The 22,534-nt window shown below is 67.9% G+C and carries 22 protein-coding genes; 14 read left to right on the top strand and 8 right to left on the bottom strand.

The window, feature by feature from the left end:
* Positions 1-4: 4 nt before the first annotated feature.
* The gene (argH, locus tag ACFY8U_RS29175) at positions 5-1,432 is read right to left on the bottom strand and encodes an argininosuccinate lyase (RefSeq protein WP_361670880.1); all 1,428 of its coding nucleotides are present in this window, start codon (positions 1,430-1,432) and stop codon (positions 5-7) included.
* An 82-nt stretch (positions 1,433-1,514) separates the two neighbouring features.
* Positions 1,515-2,708, bottom strand: coding sequence for an argininosuccinate synthase (locus tag ACFY8U_RS29170; RefSeq protein ID WP_389575299.1), 1,194 nt, complete (start codon positions 2,706-2,708; stop codon positions 1,515-1,517).
* A gap of 116 nt (positions 2,709-2,824) precedes the next feature.
* Here ACFY8U_RS29170 and ACFY8U_RS29165 point away from each other — a divergent pair, with 116 nt between their 5' ends.
* Both ACFY8U_RS29165 and ACFY8U_RS29160 read left to right on the top strand, forming a co-directional pair.
* Positions 2,825-4,138, top strand: coding sequence for a hypothetical protein (locus ACFY8U_RS29165; RefSeq protein ID WP_389575298.1), 1,314 nt, complete (start codon positions 2,825-2,827; stop codon positions 4,136-4,138).
* Between the two features lie 5 nt (positions 4,139-4,143).
* Entirely contained in the window at positions 4,144-4,794 is a 651-nt protein-coding gene (locus ACFY8U_RS29160) for a pyridoxamine 5'-phosphate oxidase family protein (protein WP_389575297.1), read from the top strand.
* Here ACFY8U_RS29160 and ACFY8U_RS29155 read toward each other — a convergent pair.
* Genes ACFY8U_RS29155 through argC form a run of 5 tightly spaced genes read right to left on the bottom strand, consistent with a single transcriptional unit; the run spans position 4,791 to position 9,687 of the window.
* Positions 4,791-5,327 (bottom strand): arginine repressor, encoded by a 537-nt coding sequence (locus ACFY8U_RS29155; RefSeq protein ID WP_361438879.1) that lies wholly within the window; start codon positions 5,325-5,327, stop codon positions 4,791-4,793. The genes ACFY8U_RS29160 and ACFY8U_RS29155 overlap by 4 nt on opposite strands.
* Before the next feature lie 7 nt (positions 5,328-5,334).
* Positions 5,335-6,594 carry an acetylornithine transaminase gene (locus ACFY8U_RS29150; RefSeq protein WP_389575296.1) on the bottom strand — a complete coding sequence of 420 codons (1,260 nt, stop codon included), beginning with the start codon at positions 6,592-6,594 and terminating at the stop codon, positions 5,335-5,337.
* Positions 6,591-7,499 carry an acetylglutamate kinase gene (gene argB / locus ACFY8U_RS29145; RefSeq protein ID WP_389575295.1) on the bottom strand — a complete coding sequence of 303 codons (909 nt, stop codon included), beginning with the start codon at positions 7,497-7,499 and terminating at the stop codon, positions 6,591-6,593. The genes ACFY8U_RS29150 and argB overlap by 4 nt, the downstream gene beginning before the upstream one ends.
* Positions 7,496-8,662, bottom strand: coding sequence for a bifunctional glutamate N-acetyltransferase/amino-acid acetyltransferase ArgJ (argJ, locus tag ACFY8U_RS29140; protein ID WP_389575294.1), 1,167 nt, complete (start codon positions 8,660-8,662; stop codon positions 7,496-7,498). Before argJ ends, argB begins: the two co-directional genes overlap by 4 nt.
* Complete coding sequence (gene argC, locus ACFY8U_RS29135) at positions 8,659-9,687, bottom strand: N-acetyl-gamma-glutamyl-phosphate reductase (protein ID WP_389575293.1); 1,029 nt, start codon at positions 9,685-9,687, stop codon at positions 8,659-8,661. The genes argJ and argC overlap by 4 nt, the downstream gene beginning before the upstream one ends.
* Positions 9,688-9,897: 210 nt before the next feature.
* Here argC and ACFY8U_RS29130 point away from each other — a divergent pair, with 210 nt between their 5' ends.
* The 7 genes from ACFY8U_RS29130 (at position 9,898) to ACFY8U_RS29100 (ending at position 17,382) form a co-directional block, all read left to right on the top strand.
* Positions 9,898-10,719: a hypothetical protein gene (locus ACFY8U_RS29130; RefSeq protein WP_389575292.1), complete on the top strand. Its 822-nt coding sequence runs from the start codon at positions 9,898-9,900 to the stop codon at positions 10,717-10,719.
* Positions 10,719-12,347, top strand: a complete 1,629-nt coding sequence (locus ACFY8U_RS29125; RefSeq protein WP_389575291.1) for a transposase — start codon at positions 10,719-10,721, stop codon at positions 12,345-12,347. The genes ACFY8U_RS29130 and ACFY8U_RS29125 overlap by 1 nt, the downstream gene beginning before the upstream one ends.
* Positions 12,348-12,422: 75 nt before the next feature.
* Positions 12,423-13,007, top strand: a complete 585-nt coding sequence (locus ACFY8U_RS29120) for a hypothetical protein (protein ID WP_389575290.1) — start codon at positions 12,423-12,425, stop codon at positions 13,005-13,007.
* 62 nt (positions 13,008-13,069) lie between these two features.
* Entirely contained in the window at positions 13,070-14,290 is a 1,221-nt protein-coding gene (locus ACFY8U_RS29115) for a TniB family NTP-binding protein (RefSeq protein ID WP_389575289.1), read from the top strand.
* Between the two features lie 14 nt (positions 14,291-14,304).
* Positions 14,305-16,140, top strand: a complete 1,836-nt coding sequence (locus ACFY8U_RS29110) for a TniQ family protein (RefSeq protein ID WP_389575418.1) — start codon at positions 14,305-14,307, stop codon at positions 16,138-16,140.
* 309 nt (positions 16,141-16,449) lie between these two features.
* Positions 16,450-16,845, top strand: coding sequence for a hypothetical protein (locus ACFY8U_RS29105; protein WP_389575288.1), 396 nt, complete (start codon positions 16,450-16,452; stop codon positions 16,843-16,845).
* A 99-nt stretch (positions 16,846-16,944) separates the two neighbouring features.
* Positions 16,945-17,382 carry a hypothetical protein gene (locus tag ACFY8U_RS29100; protein WP_389575287.1) on the top strand — a complete coding sequence of 146 codons (438 nt, stop codon included), beginning with the start codon at positions 16,945-16,947 and terminating at the stop codon, positions 17,380-17,382.
* 6 nt (positions 17,383-17,388) lie between these two features.
* Here ACFY8U_RS29100 and ACFY8U_RS29095 read toward each other — a convergent pair whose 3' ends face one another.
* A complete protein-coding gene (locus tag ACFY8U_RS29095) occupies positions 17,389-18,504 on the bottom strand; it encodes a helix-turn-helix domain-containing protein (protein WP_389575286.1) in 1,116 nt (371 codons plus the stop codon).
* Between the two features lie 261 nt (positions 18,505-18,765).
* Here ACFY8U_RS29095 and ACFY8U_RS29090 point away from each other — a divergent pair, with 261 nt between their 5' ends.
* The 5 genes from ACFY8U_RS29090 to ACFY8U_RS29070 are packed head-to-tail and all read left to right on the top strand — an operon-like array spanning position 18,766 to position 22,475.
* Complete coding sequence (locus ACFY8U_RS29090) at positions 18,766-19,653, top strand: AAA family ATPase (RefSeq protein WP_389575285.1); 888 nt, start codon at positions 18,766-18,768, stop codon at positions 19,651-19,653.
* A gap of 46 nt (positions 19,654-19,699) precedes the next feature.
* Entirely contained in the window at positions 19,700-20,119 is a 420-nt protein-coding gene (locus ACFY8U_RS29085) for a hypothetical protein (RefSeq protein ID WP_386394031.1), read from the top strand.
* Positions 20,116-20,619: a hypothetical protein gene (locus ACFY8U_RS29080; protein ID WP_389575284.1), complete on the top strand. Its 504-nt coding sequence runs from the start codon at positions 20,116-20,118 to the stop codon at positions 20,617-20,619. Before ACFY8U_RS29085 ends, ACFY8U_RS29080 begins: the two co-directional genes overlap by 4 nt.
* 24 nt (positions 20,620-20,643) lie before the next feature.
* Positions 20,644-21,510, top strand: coding sequence for a CBASS oligonucleotide cyclase (locus tag ACFY8U_RS29075; protein ID WP_389575283.1), 867 nt, complete (start codon positions 20,644-20,646; stop codon positions 21,508-21,510).
* Positions 21,507-22,475, top strand: a complete 969-nt coding sequence (locus tag ACFY8U_RS29070) for an S-4TM family putative pore-forming effector (RefSeq protein WP_389575282.1) — start codon at positions 21,507-21,509, stop codon at positions 22,473-22,475. Before ACFY8U_RS29075 ends, ACFY8U_RS29070 begins: the two co-directional genes overlap by 4 nt.
* Positions 22,476-22,534: the final 59 nt, after the last annotated feature.

Raw genomic sequence — 22,534 nt, 5'->3', positions numbered from 1 at the left:
AGGGCTACTTCTTCGCGGTGGCCCACGCGTGCTGGATCACCAGGTCGGCCTTGACCTCGACCAGCTGGGCGGCGACCGCCGACGGAGCCGTACCGCCCCGGCCGTCACGCGAGGCCAGCGCGCCCGGCACGTTGAGGACGGTGCGGACCTCGGGGGTGAGGTGCTCGGAGATCTTGGCGAACTGGTCGTCCGTGAGCTCGTCGAGCTCCTTGCCCTCCGCCTCGGCGACCTTCACGCACTCGCCGGCCACCTCGTGCGCCACCCGGAACGGCACGCCCTGCTTGACCAGCCACTCGGCGATGTCGGTGGCGAGCGAGAAGCCGGCCGGGGCCAGCTCCTCCATGCGCTCCCGGTTGACGGTGAGCGTGGCCATCATGCCGGTGAAGGCGGGGAGCAGGACCTCCAGCTGGTCGCAGGAGTCGAAGACGGGCTCCTTGTCCTCCTGGAGGTCACGGTTGTAGGCGAGCGGCAGGGCCTTGAGCGTGGCCATCAGACCGCTGAGGTTGCCGATGAGACGGCCGGACTTGCCCCGGGCCAGCTCGGCGATGTCCGGGTTCTTCTTCTGCGGCATGATCGACGAGCCGGTGGAGAAGGCGTCGTGGAGGGTCACGAAGGAGAACTCCTTCGTGTTCCAGATGATGATCTCCTCCGCGATCCGGGAGAGGTTGATCCCGATCATCGCGGTGATGAAGGCGAACTCGGCCACGAAGTCGCGCGAGGCCGTGCCGTCGATGGAGTTGCCGGCCGAGCCCCGCTCGAAGCCGAGGTCCTTGGCGACCGCCTCCGGGTCGAGCCCGAGGGAGGAGCCGGCCAGGGCGCCGGAGCCGTACGGGGAGACCGCCGTACGGGTGTCCCACTGCCGCAGCCGCTCGGCGTCCCGGGAGAGGGACTGGACGTGGGCGAGGACATGGTGGGCGAAGAGCACCGGCTGGGCGTGCTGGAGGTGCGTCCGGCCCGGCATGGCGACATCCGGGTGCGCCTCGGCGAGGCCCACCAGGGCGTCCTGGAGCTCGGCGATCAGGCCGCCGATGATCCGGGCGTGGTCGCGCAGGTACATCCGGAAGAGGGTGGCGACCTGGTCGTTGCGGGACCGGCCGGCGCGCAGCTTGCCGCCGAGGTCCGCGCCGAGGCGCTCCAGGAGGCCACGCTCCAGGGCGGTGTGGACGTCCTCGTCGGCGATGGTGCCGACGAAGGAGCCGTCGGCGACGTCCGCCTCCAGCTGGTCGAGGCCGGCGAGCATGCGCGTCAGCTCGTCCTCGGTGAGCAGCCCGGCCTTGTGGAGCACGCGCGCGTGGGCGCGGGAACCGGCGATGTCGTACGGCGCCAGCCGCCAGTCGAAGTGGACCGACGCGGACAGCTTCGCGAGGGCCTCGGCCGGCCCGTCGGCGAAGCGGCCGCCCCAGAGCCGGACGTCACCGTTGTTGCTGCTCACAGCTACTGCTCCTCAGGAGGGTGGATAACAGGCCGCCTCCCCGGTCCCTGCGGTGGGGAGGCGGCTGGGGAACGAATCGCGGTTACGCGAGGTCACGCCGTGCGGCGATCTTCGCGGAGAGGGCGAAGATGTCGATGAAGCCCTGCGCCTTGGACTGGTCGAACGTGTCGCCCGAGTCGTAGGTCGCGAGGTTGAAGTCGTACAGCGACTCCTCGGACTTCCGGCCGGTGACGACGGCGCGGCCGCCGTGCAGGGTCATCCGGATGTCTCCGGTGACGTGCTGGTTCGCCTCGTGGATGAAGCCGTCCAGGGCGCGCTTGAGCGGGGAGAACCACAGGCCGTCGTAGACGAGCTCGCCCCAGCGCTGCTCGACCTGCCGCTTGTAGCGGGCCAGTTCGCGCTCGACGGTGACGTTCTCGAGCTCCTGGTGGGCGGTGATCAGGGCGATCGCGCCGGGAGCCTCGTAGACCTCACGGGACTTGATCCCGACGAGCCGGTCCTCGACCATGTCGATCCGGCCGACGCCCTGGGCGCCGGCGCGCTCGTTGAGCTGCTGGATCGCCTGGAGGACGGTGACGGGCCTGCCGTCGAGCGCGACCGGGACGCCTTCCTTGAAGGAGATGACGACCTCGTCGGCCTCGCGCGGGGTGGCCGGGTTCGCGGTGTACTCGTAGATGTCCTCGATCGGCGCGTTCCAGATGTCCTCGAGGAATCCGGTCTCGACGGCGCGGCCGAAGACGTTCTGGTCGATGGAGTACGGGGACTTCTTGGTGGTCGCGATCGGGAGCTGCGCCTTCTCCGCGAAGGCGATGGCCTTGTCGCGGGTCATGGCGTAGTCACGGACCGGGGCGATGCACTTCAGGTCGGGCCCGAGGGCCTGGATCCCCGCCTCGAAGCGGACCTGGTCGTTGCCCTTGCCGGTGCAGCCGTGGGCGACGATGCCGGCGCCGTGCTTCCTGGCGGCGGCGACGAGGTGCTTGACGATGGCCGGCCGGGAGAGGGCGGAGACCAGCGGGTAGCGGTCCATGTAGAGGGCGTTGGCCTTGATCGCCGGGAGGCAGTACTCGTCGGCGAACTCGTCCCTGGCGTCGGCGACCTCGGCCTCGACCGCGCCGCAGGCGAGGGCGCGCTTGCGGATGACGTCCAGGTCCTCGCCACCCTGGCCGACGTCGACGGCGACGGCGACGACCTCGGCGCCGGTCTCCTCGGCGATCCAGCCGATGGCGACGGAGGTGTCCAGGCCGCCGGAGTAGGCGAGTACGACACGCTCGGTCACGGGCTTCTCCTTACCTTGCAAGCACTGATAGGTATAACTATGCAGTCCTCCGTATGTTTTGTCAATGCGCTCGAAAAGGGCTGGTCGGAGGGGGTACACCTGCCTAGGCTGCGCCCATGAGGGACGAGATGGAGGCGGCCGCACGGCGGCTCGCGGACGGTACGCCGCTCGCGGAGGCCCTGGACGTGTCGTCCGCGACGGCATGGATCGCGCTGGACGAGCACGTACGGACGGAGCTCCAGTGGAGGCGGGCTGCGGCCGGCCACACCTGGCGCGCACCCACGTTCTCCGGCGTCGCGGAACCCGACCCGTCAGCCGTGGCGCTCGCACTGTGCGACCCCGACGGGCGCGTCAGGGAGGCAGCGCTCGCGCCCGCCGGGGCCGAGCCCTCGCTGCTGCCGCTGATCGCGATCCGCTGCGCGGACTGGGTCGCTCCCGTACGGGACGGGGCCCGTGACCTGCTCCGGGCGGCGCTTCCCGGTGCGGGCGCCGCGGCCATGCCGGCGCTGGCCGCCGTGATCCTGCGGGCCGGGGTACGGCTGCGCGGGGGTGTCGCGCGGGAGCTGCTGGAGGCGGCCCTTGGCCGGTGCGACGCGGTCACGCTCGACGCCGTGCTCGCGAGCGGGGACCGGGCCGGCCGCCGGCTCGCCCACCGGGTGGCGGTCGAGCGCGGCCACTTCTCCCCGGCGCGGCTGGCGGAGATCGCGGCCCGCGAAGGGGACGTCGTGATCCAGGACGTGTGCTCCGGGGCCGCGCTGGCGGGCTCCGGCACCGGAACGGGCGACGAGGTGCTGCTGCCGCTGCTGCGGTCGCGGCAGTCGCGGGTCCGGTCGGCCGGGGTGACGGCGCTGCACCGGACCGGGCTCCACGCGCGGGCGGAACCGTTCCTGTACGACCGGTCGTCCATGGTGCGCGCCTGCGCCCGGTGGGTGATGCGGCAGGACGGGCGGGACCCGCTGGAGCTCTACCGGGCGCGGTGCGGGGACGGTGACGTACCGGCGGGCGCTCCCATCGGTCTCGCCGAGTCCGGGTCACGGGCGGACGCGGCGCTGCTCTGGCCGCTCACCGGTCACCCGCTCGCGGTCGTGCGTGCGCAGGCGGTGGCCGGGTTGCGCGTGCTGGGGGCCCAGGGCCTCCAGCGGCTGGCTCCGCTGCTCGACGACCCCGCGCCCGGAGTCGTACGGGAGGCGGTGGCCGCGCTCGTACCGTGGGCGCACCTGCTGCGGGACGAGGAACTGACGCTCCGTCTGGCCCCTGACCTGCCCCGGCACATCCGGGTCGGAGCGTTCCGCCTGCTCGCGGCTCGGGGTGGTCCGGCGTACGGGGAGGGCGTCCGCATGCTGGTCGACGACGCGGAGCCGAAACTGCGGGCCCGGGCGCGGGCGGTCGCGGGGCGGGCGACTCCGGCTGGACGCCGGCGAGCAGAATGAGCCACATGGGAAAGACATATGAACGCATCGACGGTCGGCTTCGGACCTTCATCGAGGCCCAGCCGATCTTCTTCCACGCCACCGCCCCGCTCGACGCCGACGGCACCGTCAACCTCTCGCCCAAGGGGCTGACGGGATCCTTCGCCGTCATCGACGAACTGACCGTCGCCTACCTGGACTTCGCCGGGTCCACCGCCGAGACCGTCGCGCATCTGCGCGAGAACGGGCGCATCACGCTCATGTGGTGCGCGTTTCAGGGGCCGCCGAGCATCGTGCGGGTGCACGGGCGAGGCGAGCCCGTGTTCCGGGACGATCCGCGATGGGAAGGGCTCATGGCGCACTTCCCCTCGATCGATGTGACCCAGCACGGGCTGCGCGCGATCATCGTCGTCACGGCCGAGGTGATTCGGGACTCCTGCGGGTACGCCGTGCCGTTCATGACGTACGACCAGGATCGCGATCTGCACGGGAGGCGGTTCGCGCGCGAGGACGACGACTCGCTGAGCGCGTACTTCGAGAAGAAGGACCACATCGGCGTCAGCATGGACGGGCTGCCTGGGCTTCCGCTGCCGCTGCCGCCGCTCCCCCGGCCGGGGCACCAGGCCGGGCCGGGCGGCGGGGCCGTACGGGCCGCGCCGCCGGCCCCGACCGCCTAGCGGTCGTTCTGCGCCAGACGCAGCAGGTGGTCGGCGAGCGCCTGACCGCCCAGGGGGTCGCGGGAGATCAGGAGCAGCGTGTCGTCTCCCGCGATCGTGCCGAGGATCGCGTGGAGTTCGGCCTGGTCGATGGCCGACGCGAGGAACTGGGCCGCACCCGGCGGGGTCCTCAGGACCACCAGGTTCGCGGAGGCCTCGGCGGAGATCAGCAGTTCGCCGGAGAGGCGCCGCATGCGCTCCTCCTTGGCGGACTCGCCGAGCGGCGCCTGCGGGGTGCGGAAGCCGCCCTCGCTGGGGACCGCGTAGATCAGCTCACCGCCCGTGTTGCGGATCTTCACCGCGCCGAGCTCGTCGAGGTCGCGGGAGAGCGTCGCCTGGGTGACGCTCAGCCCGTCGTCCGCGAGGAGCTTGGCGAGCTGGCTCTGGGAGCGAACCGGCTGCCGGTTGAGGATGTCGACGATCCTGCGGTGGCGTGCGGTACGGGTCTGCGGAACGGACGGCCCGCCGTGCTCGGTTTCCTGCGCGTCGGTCATCGTCGTCTCATTCTCCGGTTCGTCCTTCCCCGTTCACCGCTTCGTCGAGGACACCGGGAAGGGCCGCGAGGAACGCGTCCACCTCAGCGTCTCCGATGATCAGTGCCGGCATGATCCGTACGACATCGGGGGCGGGCGCGTTCACCAGGAGACCGGCGTCCTGAGCCGCCTGCTGCACCTGGGGCGCGAGGGACTCGGTGAGCACGATACCCAGCAGGAGGCCCGCACCACGGACATAGGAGACCAGCGGGTGGTTCAGACCCTCGATTCCGCTGCGCAGCTTCTCGCCGAGCCGCTTCACGTCGTCGAGGGTTCCGTGGGCCGCGAGGGTGTCGACGACGGCCAGTCCGGCGGCGCAGGCGACCGGGTTCCCGCCGAAGGTCGTGCCGTGGTGACCGGGCTGGAAGAGCTCGGCCGCCTCGCCGAAGGCGACCGTCGCGCCGAGCGGCAGACCGCCGCCGAGGCCCTTGGCCAGGGTCACGATGTCGGGCTCGACGCCCTCGTGGCCCTGGTACTCGAACCAGTGGCCGGTCCGTCCGATGCCCGTCTGGACCTCGTCGAGGACGAGCAGGGTGCCGGTGGCGCGGGTGATCTCGCGCGCGGCCTGGAGATAGCCGACGGGCGGTACGACGACGCCGTTCTCGCCCTGGATCGGCTCGATGATCACCAGCGCGGTCTCCTCGGTGACCGCGGCGCGCAGCGCCTCGACGTCTCCGTACGGGACGTGCGTGACGTCGCCGGGGAGCGGGAGAAACGGGGCCCGCTTCCCGGGCTGGCCGGTGAGGGCGAGCGAGCCCATGGTCCGGCCGTGGAATCCGCCCTGGGTGGCGACCATGTGGGGCCGGCCGGTCAGCCGGCCGATCTTGAAGGCGCCTTCGTTGGCCTCGGCGCCGGAGTTGCAGAAGAAGACCCTGCCCGGCCGGCCGAAGAGCTGGAGCAGCCGCTCGGCGAGCGCGACGGGCGGCTCGGCGACGAAGAGGTTGGAGACATGGCCGAGGGTCGCGATCTGCCGCGACACGGCCTCGACGATCGCCGGGTGGGCGTGGCCGAGCGCGTTGACGGCGATGCCGCCGACGAGGTCGAGGTACTCGTTGCCGTCGGCGTCCCAGACCTTGGTGCCCTCGCCGCGGACGAGCGACAGCTTGGGGGTGCCGTAGTTGTCCATCAGCGAGCCCTGCCACCGCCGGGCCAGGTCCGCGTTGCCCGGGGCCGTGCCGCCCGGCTCCGCGTCGCCCGGTGCCGTGGTGCTCGGGTCCGTCGTGCTCATTTCCCGTCCCCCGTCGTCTCGTCGGGCACGACCATCGTGCCGATGCCCGAGTCGGTGAAGATCTCCAGCAGGATCGAGTGCTGGACGCGCCCGTCGATCACACGGGCCGTGGTGACCCCGTTCCGTACCGCGTGCAGACAGCCCTCCATCTTGGGGACCATCCCGCTGGAGAGCTCGGGCAGCAGCTTCTCCAGCTGGCTCGCGGTGAGCCGGCTGATGACCTCGTCGCTGTTCGGCCAGTCCTCGTAGAGGCCCTCGACGTCGGTCAGGACCATCAGGGTCTCGGCGCCCAGCGCCGCAGCGAGAGCCGCAGCCGCCGTATCAGCATTGACGTTGTAGACATGTCCGTCGTCCTCGGAGCGGGCGATGGAGGAGATGACCGGGATCCGGCCGTCCTCCAGGAGCGCCTCGATGGCGCCGGTCTCGATGGCGGTGATCTCACCGACCCGGCCGATGTCGATCTGTTCGCCCTCGATGACCGGCTGGTGCCTGGTGGCGCTGATGGTGTGCGCGTCCTCGCCGGTCATTCCGACGGCGAACGGGCCGTGCTGGTTGAGCAGCCCGACGAGCTCGCGCTGGACCTGGCCCGCCAGGACCATCCGTACGACGTCCATGGCGTCCTCGGTGGTGACGCGCAGGCCGGCCTTGAACTCGCTGACGATGCCGTGCCGGTCCAGCGCGGCGCTGATCTGCGGGCCGCCGCCGTGCACGACGACCGGCTTGAGGCCGGCGTGGCGCAGGAAGACGACGTCCTGGGCGAAGGCCGCCTTGAGCTCGTCGTCGATCATGGCGTTGCCGCCGAACTTGATGACGACCGTCTTGCCGTTGTGGCGGGTCAGCCACGGCAGGGCCTCGATGAGGATCTCGGCCTTGGGGAGCGCGGTGTGCTTACGGGTTCCGGTCATGACGAGTAGGCGCTGTTCTCGTGGACGTAGTCGGCGGTGAGGTCGTTGGCCCAGATGACGGCGGTCTCGGAGCCGGCGGCGAGGTCGGCGGTGATGGTGACCTCCCGGAAGCGCATGTCCACGAGGTCGCGGTCCTCGCCGACCGAGCCGTTCTTGCAGACCCAGACGCCGTTGATGGCGACGTTCAGCTGGTCGGGGTCGAAGGCGGCAGCGGTCGTGCCGATGGCGGACAGCACCCGGCCCCAGTTGGGGTCCTCGCCGTGGACGGCGCACTTGAGGAGGTTGTTGCGGGCGATGGAGCGGCCCACCTCGACGGCGTCGTCCTCGGTCGCGGCGTTGATCACCTCGATACGGATGTCCTTGCTGGCGCCCTCGGCATCGCCGATGAGCTGGCGGGCGAGGTCGTCACAGACGGCCGTCACGGCCTCGGCGAACTCCTCCTGGGCGGGCGTGATGCCGGAGGCGCCGGAGGCGAGCAGGAGGACGGTGTCGTTGGTGGACATGCAGCCGTCGGAGTCGACCCGGTCGAAGGTGACCTTGGTGGACCGGCGCAGCGCGGCGTCGAGGTCCTTGCTCTCCACGTCGGCGTCGGTGGTGAGGACGACGAGCATGGTGGCGAGGCCGGGGGCGAGCATGCCCGCGCCCTTGGCCATGCCGCCGACCGTCCAGCCGTCCTTGGTGACGACGGCGGTCTTGTGGACGGTGTCGGTGGTCTTGATGGCGATGGCGGCCTTCTCGCCGCCGTACTCGGAGAGTTCGCCCGCGGCCTTCTCGACACCGGCCAGGACCTTGTCCATGGGGAGCAGCAGGCCGATGAGGCCGGTGGAGGCGACGGCGACCTCGCCGGCGCCGATGTCCTTGCCCTTCGCGGCGAGCACCTCGGCGACCTTCTCGGCGGTAGCGTGGGTGTCCTGGAAGCCCTGCGGGCCCGTACAGGCGTTGGCGCCACCGGAGTTGAGGACGACGGCGGCCAGCTCGCCGTCGGCCAGGACCTGCTGCGACCACAGGACGGGTGCGGCCTTGACGCGGTTGGAGGTGAAGACGCCCGCGGCGGCGCGGCGGGGCCCGTCGTTGACCACGAGGGCCAGGTCCGGGTTGCCGTTCTCCTTGATCCCGGCGGCGATGCCCGCTGCCGTGAATCCCTTCGCTGCGGTGACGCTCATGGAGCGACTCCAATCGTGGAAAGTCCGGTGTCCTCAGGAAGCCCGAGGGCGATGTTCATGCTCTGCACCGCGCCGCCGGCGGTGCCCTTGGCCAGGTTGTCGATGGCGCTGATCGCGATGATCCGGTGGGTCGCCGGGTCGTGGGCGACCTGGATCTGAACGGCGTTGGAACCGTATACGGACGCCGTGGCGGGCCACTGCCCCTCGGGAAGCAGATGGACGAACGGCTCGTCCGCGTAGGCCTTCTCGTAGGCGGCGCGCACGGTCTCGGCGGTGGCGCCGGGCTTCGCCTTGGCGGAACAGGTGGCGAGGATGCCCCGGGACATGGGGGCGAGGGTCGGCGTGAAGGAGACCGCCACCTGCTCGCCGGCCACGGCGCTGAGGTTCTGGATCATCTCGGGGGTGTGCCGGTGGCCGCCGCCGACGCCGTACGGGGACATGGAGCCCATGACCTCGCTGCCGAGCAGATGCGGCTTGAGCGCCTTGCCCGCACCGGAGGTACCGGTGGCGGCGACGATCACCGCTTCGGGCTCGGCGAGGCCGCTCTCGTACGCGGGGAAGAGCGCGAGGGAGACGGCGGTGGGGTAGCAGCCGGGCACCGCGATGCGCTTGGACCCCTCCAGCGCGGCGCGGGCACCCGGCAATTCCGGGAGGCCGTAGGGCCAGGTGCCGGCGTGCGGGGACCCGTAGAAGGTCTCCCAGTCGGCGGAGTCCTGGAGCCGGAAGTCGGCGCCCATGTCGACGACGAGGACATCGGGACCGAGCTGCTCGGCGACGGCGGCGGACTGCCCGTGCGGGAGCGCGAGGAAGACGACGTCGTGCCCGGCGAGCGCCTCGGGGGTGGTCGGCGCGAGGACGCGGTCGGCGAGCGGCAGCAGATGCGGCTGAAGCCCACCGAGCCGCTGACCGGCGTTGGAGTGCCCGGTCAGGGTCCCGATCTCGACGTGGGGGTGCGCGAGAAGCAGACGCAGAAGCTCGCCGCCCGCGTACCCACTCGCGCCCGCCACTGCTGCTCGTACCGTCATCGGAAATCCTCCTCCATCGATGGCATGACTATACGGGCACCCGCAGTTTTATGCAAAGCGTTCCCGGGGCCGGGGTCAGGGCAGTGTGACCGAGAGTTTTAGTTGGCGGATGAGCGCGCTACTTGGCGGATCTTGGTCTCATAACGCTGCGTTGCGATCAGATGCGAAGAACGGCCCCCGTCTCCAGCCGTTGGGTGCTGCTGTGGGTGGATGAGCAAGGCAGCGAGCGCGAAGATCCCGTCGGATTCGAGTTGTCTGGATCAGCTTGTCACCGCGTACGACGAGGATGCCCGGCTGCGGGATCGGCTGCGGCTCGGGGACGACTGGACGCGTCGTTGGAGTTCGACGTGGCAGGTGGGTGCCGGGGAGGTCTGCTGGCCCGTCCGGGATATGGCCCACGTACCGGTGCTGTTGTCCCGGCCGATGCGGGGGTTCACATGGCGGGCGAAGCAGCGGCATCGGCCCGGGCTGGAGGTGATGGTGTCGACGGGCCGGAAGCACGGCTTCGAGTCGATGGAGGAGGTGCGGCTGCTGGTCGCGCTGGACTTCCTGAGGGCGTCGGAGGTGCTGTCGCAGCCGTTCCGGCTGGACTTCGAGTACGTGGGCGGGCAAGCCTGGCACATCCCGGACTTCCTGGGCGTGATCGGCGGCGGGATGTGGCTGATGGACGTGCGCCCTATGGAGCTGATCAAGGACGATGACGCGCTGAAGTTCGCGGCGGCCAGGGAGGTGGCGGCGGCATGCGGCTGGCGGTACTCGGTGGTCGCGGGCTGGCGCCCGCATGTCTGGAGCGTCCTTGATCACTTGTCCTCGCGGCGTCGGCCAGCGAGGGATCTGCTGGGCATGCGCGACCAGCTGCTCACCGCTATCAGCGGGCAGCAGGGTCGGGTGATGACGTTCTCCGAGCTGGCGGACTCGACCAGCGTGCCTTCCGTCGGCCGGGCGAACATCGTCCGGCTGCTCTGGCAACGCGAACTCGGCGTTGACCTGGGCAGCCCCTTGCGCGACAGCTCGCTGATCTGGGCGGCGTGATGGCGGCGAGGGGGTTCCTGGAGATCGCGCGCGGCAGGCGGGTCGCGCTCAACGGCGTCGAATGGACGGTCGAAGACGTCCAGGGCCAGCGAGGCCGGCTCGTCCTCGTGGATGGCGACGGCCTCGCGGAGACCCGTTCGTTCCGCTGGCTCATCAACCACGCTGACCTGCGGCTCCTGCCGACGGTCGAAGCATCGAGGCGCCCGCCGGCGGTCTCCCGGCAGCCGAGGACATTGGCCGACCTGACCGGGGACCAACTGGAGCGGGCCCGGCTACGGGCTGCGCACGTGCTGGAAGCCGAGACGGGGTTCCGGGAGGGCCACCCGGCTCGGGCCCTGCCGGGTGAACCCCGGCCTGCCTACGATCCGGACCGCACGACTCTGACCCAACGCCGCCACGCGAAGGCGGCGGAGACGAAGGCGATGCCCCGTCCAGAAGCGGTACGGCTCGGCCTGCAGCACCTCAGCTACCGGACCCTGGAGCGTCTGTCGGGCCTGTCTGGCGACAGTCTCCTGCTGGCCTGCGCGGATGGGCGCTGGACACGGCGACGCAGTGGGCACCGCAGCATCACCGAGGAGGTCCGGGAGGCGATCTTCGCCGTCAAGGCCGAATGCGGCGAACGCGCCCGTCTGAGCCTGGCCGCCAGACACCGGTTGATGCACCAGTACATCCGCGAGCGGTTCCCGACGTTCCCAACCGAGAAGATCCCTTCCCGCTGGACGTTTGCGGCAGTCTGGGAGGAGTGGTTCGGGCCCGGCGGAGCCCGGCCACGCTACGGGCGGACGGCCGAGGCCGCCGCGGAGGCGGGCGTCTCGGGCCGGATGGTGGTCCACCGGCCGGGCCAGGTTCTCGTGCTGGACTCAACTCCGATGCCGGTGAAGCTGCGCGAGACCGTGTTCGGAGACGCGGTCACCGCGACGCTGACCCTCGCGCTCGATCTCTACACACACGGGCTGCCGGCTTTCCGGCTCACGCTGCAGTCCGACACGTCGGTCGACGTCGCGATGCTGCTGCGGGACGTGATGCTGCCGCTTCCGATGCGGGAGGGCTGGGACGAGGACATGGAATGGCCCTACGCCGGGGTCCCGGCCGACGTGATCGCCGAGTTCACCGGGCACCGGGTGGCCGCTCTTCCGTTCTTCGCACCTGAGACGGTCACCACCGACCACGGCGGCCCCTACAAGAACCACGACCTGGTGGAGGCCGAGCGGGAGATCGGCTGCCGGATCCTGCCAGCCCGTGTCCTGCGGCAGACCGACAAGTTCGCGGTCGAGCGCCAGTTTCTCACCATCCAGACCATGCTCTTCGAGCACCTGCTGGGCTTCACCGGCGGCGACGTCGCGGACCGCGGCGTCGACCCCGAACGCGATGCGAGCCTCACGCTCGCGCAGGCCGAGCACCTCATCGCGACCTGGATCGTCCAGATCTGGCAGAACCACAAACTAGGTGAATACGCCCCGAGCTGGGCGCCGGGTGAGGACCATAGCCCCAACACGATCTTCGCGGCGGCGATGGAACAGGGCGGCTTCGACCTGGACTTCCCCGAACCGAGCTTCTACTACAAGGTCCTGCGCAAGCACCACGTGAAGATCCATCCGCGACGCGGAGTGAAGATCCTCGGACTTTAGTATCACCACCCGGTCCTCGACGAGCCGCGCTTTCTACAGCCCTCCGCTCGGGGCGGCAAGCACGCGGGCCAGTGGGTGGTCCGCAGTGACCGAAGGGACCGCCGGCAGGTCTTCTTCCAGGACCCTGCCGACCACGAGACCTGGCACATCCTGCGCTGGCGAGGACTGCCGCCCGAGGGCGAGGTTCCCGCCTTCTCGGACAAGACGGCCGACGCCCTTCTGGCACGGGTGAAGGCGAACAACATCAGGATCCACTCCGAGAGCGAGCTCCTGGAGCATCTACTGGGGATCCTCGGCTCGGTCACCCCCGTCGACCAATGGCCCAGCCAGGCCAAGAAGAAGGCCGGGAAGAAGCAGCGCGTCGCCCAGGCCCGCGAGATCACCCGCGCGCAGGCCGCGGCCGCCGACCGCCCCGCCGCACCGACCCCCGCGCCCGAGCCGGCTCCGGTCGAGATGCCCGTGGCCTGGGCCGAGCACGCCCGCACGATCGACCGCGCGGTCGACACCGACCGACGCCGGCGGCGTGAAGAAGCACTTGCCGGAACCAGACCCGTCGCCCCGCCGACGCTCCATGAGGCCTTGAGGCGGCGCCCCATGTTCCTGATTCCGCCACGCGACGGCTCGGAAGCCAACACGGCTGCCGGGGAGGAAGAGGCGTGACCAGATCCCTGTCCCACGGCGATCCACTGGACGGGCTGCCTCAGCGGGCCAGGATCGCCGAGTTGATCCTCGGCGGTCGCCCGCCCCGCGACACCTACGTCGGCTGGCAGCATTACCGCACCCACTGCGGCCTGCTCGTCCCCGCTCCCGTGATCTCGCCGCGGCAGTGGCCGTTGATCCCCGAGAGCCGCAGGGCCGACTACGACCTCTACCGGCAGTTGACGAACGCGAACCTTCCGCTGCAGGACACGCCGATGCACGACAAGGTCGGCAAGCTGATCCGGCGCCGGTTGCGCGGCAACACGATGAAGCAGGACGATCCGACGCGGGCCGGCGTCATGGTCAGCGGGTGGGGCAACTACGGCAAGACGGCGTCCGTCTGCTCCGCCGGGGCCGTGTTCGAAGACCAGTGGCTGGAGCTGCACAGCTATCTCAACCCCGGGTCCCTGCCGGGCACGCGTGATCTTCACGCGCCGGTCGTCTATGTCTCGACGCCGGTGACAGCGACCCCGAAGGGCCTTTGCGCGTCGATCCTGGGCTTCTTCCAGGCCCCGACCCGCAGGTCGGCCACGCTGCCGGAACTGGTACGGCAGGTCGCCGACTCCCTCCACGACCATGGCGTCAAGGCGCTGATCCTGGACGACATCAACCGACTGCGGATGCACCGAGCCGACGACCAGGACGTCCTCGACCTGATGCGGGCCTTCATGAGCCTGGATGTCACCCTGATCCTGACCGGCGTCAACATCTCCGGCATCGGGCTGCTGCGCGAGGCCAAATGGAACAAGAAGACCCGGCAGTGGGAGATGCCACCGCTGGAGTCGACCCGCATCCACGGCCTGGAGATCACCCAGACCGAGCATCGCTTCGAGCTCATCGAACTCGACCGCTTCCGCTACACCACCCCGAAGCAGATCCAGGCCTTTGTCGACCACCTGGAGGGAATCGAGCAGCACCTGCGGCTGCTGAACGCAAAGGCGGGCATGCTCACCGGCGGTGTGATGCCGGAGTACTTGATGCGTCGCACCGGTGGCGTCGTCGGCCTGCTGGGACGCCTACTCGAGGACGGCGCCCAGGAGGCTATGGAGTCCGGGAAGGAAATGATCGACGAGAGCCTCCTGGACGAGATCCTGCTCCGGCGAGACGAGCCCGAGCAGGCGCCAGACGAGCCTGCGATCCCTGCAGACCCACAGACCGCTGGCAAAAAGACCACGCGATCGAAGCGGCCCCGGAATACCGTCTTCGATGACCGCGGCCCGGCTGCCGCACACCCGGGCTCGTGAGGGATGAAGCCGTGATGCATCCGCTACCCCGGAGCCTCGAACCCGTGGCGGGAGAATCCGTGATCAGCTACCTGCTTCGGCTCGGGCACCGCCTCGACCTTTCGCCTCTGCACCTGGTACGTGCAGCGGGCTGGAGCAACCACGACGTCCCCGGCAGTGTGCTGCTGGACCTCTCCAGGCCACAGGCCCAAGCGTTCGCCCGGCTGACGAAGCAGACGGCAGAGGAGGTCTCGGCCCTCACACTGACGCAGTGGCGAGATCGATATCCGCCAATCGCCCGTCCTATGACCAGCCCGGGACGGTTGAGACCAGACACATGGCTCTACTTTGGCTCACCGCGCTTCTGCCCCTCCTGTCTGGCGGGCGACGGCACCCCGACCCAGCAACTGCATGGTGGGCCCTGGGACAAACTCTGGCACCTACCGGTCGTCTTCGCCTGCGTCGAGCATCAGACTTACCTGGAAACTGACTGCCCGCACTGCGGCCGGCCACACGACAGACCAGGACATCTGATTCAGCGGGCCAACGACCACACTCTCCATCCAGCACAATGCCGGTGGACGAGCGACGCCCGGATGCCGAAGAGGAAGTCCTACGCCTGTGCCGGCCGACTCGACGATCGAGCTGCTTTTGCCGACGTTGGTCGGCCACAACCGACTGCCGAAATTCTCGGTTTCCAGCAGTCCCTCCTTTTCCGCCTGGCGCCGTTGACTCCAGCCAAGGATGCATCCGAGTACTTCACTGATCTCCGGCTAGCCGTCGCGCTGATCAGTACAACCTGGCCGCATGGCTGCAACCTCTTCGACGCTGACACCTCTGAGCAAATCGGCTCCTATTCGCGGAACCTGCACGGCGACAGGAGTGGAAGGAACTACCACCAATGGGTCCGCGACACGCCACCGCGTGATCCCGTCGCCTGCGGAGTCCTGCTGATGGCCGCAGATCGGCTGCTTTCGAGGCATGATTTCCCTGAACTGCTTTCAGATCTCACACACGCCGCCTTCGCCACCTCCAACCAGCCTCGAAGCCGAACACCATGGGTCGTTGTCTACGACCGGCACGAGAACAACTGCTCTGAGCGACTCCGCCAGGCGGCCAATCCTGTGACACGCCTATTCCGCCGGGTGCCCACTCGAGCACCCCTCCGAAGCGGCTACCAGCCCGAGCACATCCCGGCATTCCTAGAGCCGGGATGGTATCAGCGTCACCTGGCCAGTGCCGCAGGCTCGGCATCCAAGATCGTACGGAGGACCGCCGCCGTCCGTCTCGTCCAGTGGGCTATGGGCGGATCTCTCGACGACGCCGCAAAGTTCCTAGGGATCCCACTCATCCAGACAAGCAGTTTCTCAGGACGTGATGCTCGGTGGCCGCTGAGGAGTGGCTGCAACCCTGTTGAGTTCGACAAAGCTCTCCGTGCTCTCGCCTCAGAACTGCACTCACCACGCCAACCGCTGATTGACTACCGGCGCAGGCGGCATGCTCTTCACGAGTGGGTAATCAGCCCGGATGCTTGGAATGCACTGCTCCAGGGCCTTCATCGGCCCCTCCATGCCACGCAGATCGGCCTCGGCGATCGAAAACGTCAAGCGGCATCCGTCTACGTATGGGCGCTCATCACACGGGGCGAGCACCTCTTCGCTCCGCGGCCACTCGAAGCCGCACAACCTCCCGAAGTCCGCCAGCAATGGGCTCGACGTCGGAACACAACTTGGTTCCAGCTCACTCGTCCCGATCCGATGAGTCACTATGCTGAAATGCGTCGAATTCTTGCCGAATATGCCCAACAGCTTACCCGGGACATCGACTCAGGCGTTGAGCAGACCAGGCACCCCGAAAGTCACACACAGTGAGCGCCCGACCCTGATTCAACCATCTCAAGGTTGGCCATCAAGAATTCTCCATCACCATCTGACCTGCACAGCGCAGATCAAAATTGCCAACAAATACTCTCAGCCGCATCTCTATGGCCGGAAACGACAACTTGCCGGAGCAGAGCCGGACCTCGACGTATCGGGTTACCGGCCCCTGTGGCATCGAGCCGACGCAGCCGCCAGGCTCAACGGTCGCCCATAGTGAGCCGGGCCTAAGAAAGCGCCAGCTTGGCCTCGCAGGCGTAACATGGAACGGCGCCTGCGTGCCATCAGCGGTTGGAAGACCCCATGCAAAAGCCGTTCTCGTGCCCATTTTGCGGATTGCAGGGCAAGTCGAGTAAAGAACACGTCTGGGCTCAATGGATGCACGCCACTCCAGCGGCGAAAGATCTCCTCGCGGGGATATTTGGAGAGCGGATTTCCGTCGGTCATGCCGAGATCACGGTAGACGAAAACGGAAAATACCAAATAGAGACTTCACAATCTCGGAGCGTCAATAAGTATCTTCCGCAAGTACAGGTCCGCGTCTGCAAGACTTGCAATGAAGGGTGGATGGGCACCCTGGAGGAAGAAGCGAAGAGGATCCTCAGCCCTCTCATACTGGAGGGGCAGGAAAATTTGGATCTCGATGCCGAAGATTTGACACTTCTTTCAGCATGGGTGACTAAGACATGGATGGCGTAAGCCTTGACGCGCTCGCCACTGAATAACCCCTTCACTGAGGCCGAGTATCACAGCCTAGCCTCAGAACACAGGCCACCGCACAGCGATATTATTCTGCTGATGCATTCGGCCGAGCCCATCACCCAGGTAGCTATTGGAATATTCTCTTCCTACTACGGAACAGCGCCACCTACGGCTTCAGATGCGGACAATGGCGGCCTCTTCTACTTCGCCGTGAAAAACGTCGCATTGCTCATGTTCCGCTGCCCGCCTGAACTGGAAGAGTTCCGAAGCATACTCCTTCAGAGCCTGACAGAGTCCCCTAATGTGCAGCGGGCATGGCCATCCCCCGAGTCGTGTACGTTCCCGTCCGGTTTTCTCTCGGAGGAAGCCCTCGCGACGTTCCTCCGCGACTACGTGGAAACTCAGCAGGCCATCGCCCTTCCCTATGAGGGATTGAGCCCAGATGAAGCACAACGAGCCATGGAAGAGTTTCTGAATGGAGATTCCCCGAATTCTATTAGGGGGAGGTTCCCTTCAGACCCAGCGACTGAGTGAGGTAGGTCAGAACTCCACGCGAGGCCGTTCGACAATATCCCGGCCAAGCAGGGTTCGAATGTCGGATTCTGGAAGGCCGGAACGATTGATGAAATCGCCGAAGGAGACACCAGTTGTTTCCGTGAGCTCCAGTGCACGACGCAAGAGGACCGGAGCTTCTGGATTACCTAGAGAACCTGGCTCTACTTTCCTCCACCCTCGGACGGACAACGCTTTCCATCCTTGCGCGTAGGTGTTTTCGCTCATGACGCCGAGTGTTTTTGCTCGGACGAGGAGAGCAGCTAGCGAGACGTGCCATTTCGCCTTCAAGCGAAGAAGTGCGGGCCAGTCGAGCCGTTCCGGAAGTTCTGATTTGATGTCGCTGGCAGGCATGAGGAACGCGGCGGCGAACTCGTGAGCTTGACTCTCAGTAGCCTTGTCGCCAATTTTTCCAGTGACACCATGCAAGACCAGATGGCCTAGCTCGTGGGCCGCGTCGAAACGGGAACGGTCGCGCAGTCCCTTGTCGGCCCCAAGAGCAACCACGGGCCTGTCGGAGAAGTCGACGCAGAATGCATCGACTTTTTCGAGGCCAACGCGGAAGCGGACAACAATAATTCCGTTCATTTCCAGCAGTCGCACAACGTCTTGGACCGGACCGCGTGGGACTTTCCAGTGGCCACGGATCTGGGCTGCCGCTTGTTCGATATCAGCGGACCGGAGAGGCTGCCCTTCTTCGATTGGCACGCGCGGCAGATTAAGTTCGGGCAACGCAACGTGTTTTTCGAGCTCAAGCGTGAATTCCCGCGCGAGGTGTACGTAGGCGAGAGCTTGTTGGCGGTCTCGCGGAGAGGTGGATCGAAGACTGCGGAAGAAGCCGTTGACCTGCCCTTGGGCGGGGGGACGGGCCGGAGCGGCGAAGAACGACGTCGGAACCCGCAACGCGACCGCGAGCCGGCGAAGCGTCGATGTGGCGGGCTTGGTGTGTCCGTTCTCGAACTGGCTGATCGAGGCTGCGGTGACGGAGCCCACTTCCCTGGCCAGTTGCACCTGGGTGAGCCCCCGCAGTTCGCGTGCCATTCGCAGCCGGGCGCGATCGAACAGGGCTGCGATGTCGCCGGCGTCCAGTTGTAGGTCGTTCACGTCGCTCGCCTCCCGGCCAGTCGACGTCCGCTGATCAGCGGACGCTTCTCGATCTTGAATGCTGCTCGCATCTTAGGCACACCTTGGTTACCGATCGGTCAAATCGCTCAGCTCCGGCCGGACGCGCCTGAGTGAAGTGTGTCGAGTTGCATCTCCACCCCGTCATGTACTCTACCTATCGCACGGAAGATGATGTTCAAATCTGAGGTGACCCGCCAGCGGTGGGGGGACGGAGCTGAGGTGCTGAGAGTTCAGGAGTGCGTGCTGTCCAACGAGGTGATCTCCGCCGACTCGGCGGAGACCGCCTTGTGGGACGCCATCGTGGTGCCAGAGGGGATCAAGGAGCGGTTGCGCAACCAAACCGTGTTGTCGCTGCTTGTGCGGCCTGACCTGCCGTTTGCGGTGACGGCGCTGCACGGCCTGTGCACGCTCTACGGTCCTCCTGGTACCGGCAAGACGACCCTGGCGCGGGGTCTGCCGGCGCAGGTCGCCCGCTACGTCGGTGGAGGCGCGGTCCGACGGATCGAGATCAACCCGCACGGGCTCATGAGCGCCGAGCACGGGCAGTCGCAGCAGCGGGTCAGCGAGTTGCTCGGCGAGTACGTTCCGGGCCTCGCGTCGGATGGCGTGCCGACCGTGGTGATTCTCGACGAGGTCGAGTCGATGGCGGTGGCCCGCTCGGCGGCGTCGCTGGCCGCCAACCCGGCCGACGTCCACCGCGCCACGGACGCGGTGCTCACTGCCTTGGATCTCAACGCCGCCGAGCACCCGCACCTGTTCTTCGTCGCGACCAGCAACTTCACCACCGCTCTGGACGAGGCGTTCCTCTCCCGCTCCGACGCCGCCATCCTCGTCCCGCTTCCCGAGCCGGAGGCGCTGCGGAAGATCCTGGCCTCCACGCTGCTGATGCTGGCCGACAAGTACCCCGCCTTGGGCGAGCTTGCGCGCTCCTCGGTGGTGGAACGCATCGCCGAGGCGGCTCACGGACTGGACGGCCGCCGTACGCGCAAGGTCGTCTTCGAAGCCCTGGCTCAGCGGCTGGACACGGTGCTGGACCCCGGCAGCCTGACCGAAGACGACCTGGCCGCCGCGGTGCACAACGCCGTCGCCGAAACGGGCCAGCCGGAGGTGTCCCGTGCGGCGCGCTAGGCAGGTGGCGGCCTCCCCCACGCGCAGCGCCAGCGGAACCTGGGCGGTGATCTCGGACCTCGTGGCGGATACCGTGGCGCAGTCCTCCGCGCTGTCCCGCGACGAGGCGGTGCAGGCGATGTCGGCCGCCGAGGCAATCGGGCGGATGCTGATCGCGGCAGGGCACCTGCAGCAGCACCCGATCACCCTGGTGGCCGGCAAGGTGCACTGCGAGATCACGACGGTGTCCGGCACGGCGGCGCTGACGTTGGAGGAGAACCTCAACCCGGTCCCCGGCGCGGCGGGCGCCGACGATTTCACGATCCACCTGCCGTCCCCGACCCCGCTCCAGGAGCAGGTGAAGGCAGCCGTCGATGGTCACGCCCGGTTGTCCGACGCTGTCCCGCCCGCTCCGGAGACGAAGGCGGCCAGCTCCGGTCCGCTGATCGACCGTGAGGCTCTGCGTCGGGCGGTGACCCAGCGATGACCTCCACCTATACCTACAGCTACACCCGGACCCACACCGCCACGCACCTGACCGACGTCATCCTCGGCACCATCACCGACATCCTCGCCGACCTGGGGATCAACATGGACCGGCTGCATCGCGACTGGGTGCTGAACGAGAACGCGATCAAGGCGTGGATCGAGGAGGGCTCACTCGACACGGTCGTCCTCGAGTGCCACCAGTCCTCGGGCGCCGTGGCGCCGGTGATCGAGTTCCCGGTCTCCTACACCACCGCCGGCGACGGCAACGCCGAGTTCACCGCTTCTCGTGCCCGAGCCGCCCGGTTCCGGGCCAAGTTCGACCAGGTGCCCGCGGGCACCACCTACCGGCTGTTCTGCACCTTCAACGGGCCCCGCACCCCGCAACCGGGTTGGGGCCCCGGCCAGCGGTCGAGCACCGACGGCCTGCGCGGCATCACCTTCGGCACCCTCGGCTCCGCCCCACACGCCTCGACCGGCATGCGGTACTACCACACCTGAGGCCACGAGCAGGAAGACACCGCTATGGGATACATCGACGACGCCTTCACCAAGCTCAAGCACAACCTGGAGATCACCCAGACCGAGCAGAACCTGGCGAAGGCACGGCACGAGGCCATCCGCGATTTCGTCCGGTCGCACTGGGACCTCGCCGACGATTTCCTCACCGGCAGCTACCGGCGCGACACCAAGACAAAGAAGCTCAAGGACATCGATATCTTCGTGGTCCTCGACGCCAACGGCTCCCAGGCCGACTTCCGCGATCAGGCGCCCATCCAAGTGATCAACGCCCTGGAGACCCTGCTCCGTCAGAAGTGGAGCGCTGCCGCCCGCGACGGCATGGCCGTCGTCATCCCCTACGGCCCCGACGACGAGGTCATGTCGATCGACGTGGTCCCCGCCTTCAAGCGAGGCGAGGGCGGCTACTACATCCCCAATCCCTCGGCAGGCGACTGGATCGCGACCAACCCCAAGCGCCACCACGAGCTGAGCATCGCCAAGAACGCCGACTGCGACGGCAAGTACGTGCCCTTCGTCAAGATGGTCAAGGGCATCAACCGCGAACTCGGTGAGCCCGTGTCGCCCTCCTTCCTGCTGGAGGTCATGGCCCAGTCGCTGGTGAAACCGCCGATAGGGCGCTACCAGGACGAGATCGTACTGTTCTTGGCCACCGCCGCCGAACGCATCGGCGACGAGTGGCCTGACCCCGCTGGCCTGGGCGGTGACGTCAACGCCGTCATGAACGCGATTCAGAAGCTCGCCGCGGCCAACGCACTCACCCAGGCCCGCGCCATCGCAGAGCGGGCGGTCGACCTGGAGGACGAGGGCCAGGAGCGCGCCGCCTACGACGAGTGGAAGAAGCTGTTCGGGAACAGGATGACCAGGCCATGAACCTCTCCACAGACCCCGGCGGCGTTCACGGGATACCGCCTCGGGCTATCCACGAGCGGCAGCTCGACGACGACATGTTGCTTCTCCAGCGCGCCGCGTCGGCAAGCCACCAACGCGGCCAGCTCCTCGAAGCTGTGCGCGTCACCGCCGCCGTTCTGCTCGCCGCCGCCGGTGTCCTGATCACACTGTCCGGCCACGGCCGGACAGTCGTCTCGATCGTCGGGTTCTTCTGGTTCGTCATCTCCGCGTTCCTGCTTAAGGGCCTCGCCGGGAGCACCGCCCGCCAGGGCGCCCTGCTCCAAGAGATGTTCGACGTCGCCCTGTTCCACTTGCCGTGGCGCGCCACCGTTGCAGGCGATCCCATCCCCGAACCCGACGTCCGCCGTCTCGCGCGCAAGCTCCCCCGAGGCGGCCCGAAGGACAAGCGCATCACTGACGGCTGGTACGACCCCACCCACGACGTCCACCACCCCTACGACGTGTTCATTGCTCAGGAACAGAACCTCGCCTGGGACGCTCGTCTTCGCCGTCGCTATAGCTACGTCATCGCTGCCGTTGCGTTGCTGTGGGCCGCCATCGGTTTCCTCGCCGGCTTGGTGGTCGCGGACGCCACTCTGGGCGACACTCTCCTCAGCTTCTTCGTCCCATCCCTGGCGGTCTACCAGATCGCTTACGAAATCTGGTCCGGCCAACGCAAAGTGGCTGACGAACGCGACCGACTCACCAAGGTCGTCAACACCGAGCTACACAGCGGACGCCCAGGCCCCGTCCCTGACGACGAATGGCGCCGCCTTCGAAGCGTTGCACGGGACGTGCAGGACGGCGTACTCCGCACCCGCCTGGACACCACCCGAGTACCCGAGTGGTTCTACAAGCGTTTCCGCGACGACGACGAACGCGACTTCGGCGACACTGCAGAAGGCCACCGCGTCCGGCTCGCCCAAAGCACACCCCCACCCGCGTAGTTCGTAGGGCGGGATACTCCCAGCCCGCCCAACCGACCCACCGCGACTAAGAGCGGCGC

The organism is Streptomyces sp. NPDC012508 (assembly GCF_042902595.1).
Taxonomy (GTDB): domain Bacteria; phylum Actinomycetota; class Actinomycetes; order Streptomycetales; family Streptomycetaceae; genus Streptomyces.
Note: the sequence above shows the minus strand (reverse complement) of the source record. Positions and strands in the feature narration are given on the sequence as shown.

Coding starts and splice junctions, on each gene's coding strand:
- ACFY8U_RS29165 (WP_389575298.1), top strand. CDS start 2,825: ATGAGGGACGAGATGGAGGCGGCCGCACGGCGGCTCGCGGACGGTACG.
- ACFY8U_RS29160 (WP_389575297.1), top strand. CDS start 4,144: ATGGGAAAGACATATGAACGCATCGACGGTCGGCTTCGGACCTTCATC.
- ACFY8U_RS29155 (WP_361438879.1), bottom strand. CDS start 5,327: ATGACCGACGCGCAGGAAACCGAGCACGGCGGGCCGTCCGTTCCGCAG.
- ACFY8U_RS29150 (WP_389575296.1), bottom strand. CDS start 6,594: ATGAGCACGACGGACCCGAGCACCACGGCACCGGGCGACGCGGAGCCG.
- argB (WP_389575295.1), bottom strand. CDS start 7,499: ATGACCGGAACCCGTAAGCACACCGCGCTCCCCAAGGCCGAGATCCTC.
- argJ (WP_389575294.1), bottom strand. CDS start 8,662: ATGAGCGTCACCGCAGCGAAGGGATTCACGGCAGCGGGCATCGCCGCC.
- argC (WP_389575293.1), bottom strand. CDS start 9,687: ATGACGGTACGAGCAGCAGTGGCGGGCGCGAGTGGGTACGCGGGCGGC.
- ACFY8U_RS29130 (WP_389575292.1), top strand. CDS start 9,898: ATGAGCAAGGCAGCGAGCGCGAAGATCCCGTCGGATTCGAGTTGTCTG.
- ACFY8U_RS29125 (WP_389575291.1), top strand. CDS start 10,719: ATGGCGGCGAGGGGGTTCCTGGAGATCGCGCGCGGCAGGCGGGTCGCG.
- ACFY8U_RS29110 (WP_389575418.1), top strand. CDS start 14,305: ATGCATCCGCTACCCCGGAGCCTCGAACCCGTGGCGGGAGAATCCGTG.
- ACFY8U_RS29105 (WP_389575288.1), top strand. CDS start 16,450: ATGCAAAAGCCGTTCTCGTGCCCATTTTGCGGATTGCAGGGCAAGTCG.
- ACFY8U_RS29100 (WP_389575287.1), top strand. CDS start 16,945: ATGCATTCGGCCGAGCCCATCACCCAGGTAGCTATTGGAATATTCTCT.
- ACFY8U_RS29080 (WP_389575284.1), top strand. CDS start 20,116: ATGACCTCCACCTATACCTACAGCTACACCCGGACCCACACCGCCACG.
- ACFY8U_RS29075 (WP_389575283.1), top strand. CDS start 20,644: ATGGGATACATCGACGACGCCTTCACCAAGCTCAAGCACAACCTGGAG.
- ACFY8U_RS29070 (WP_389575282.1), top strand. CDS start 21,507: ATGAACCTCTCCACAGACCCCGGCGGCGTTCACGGGATACCGCCTCGG.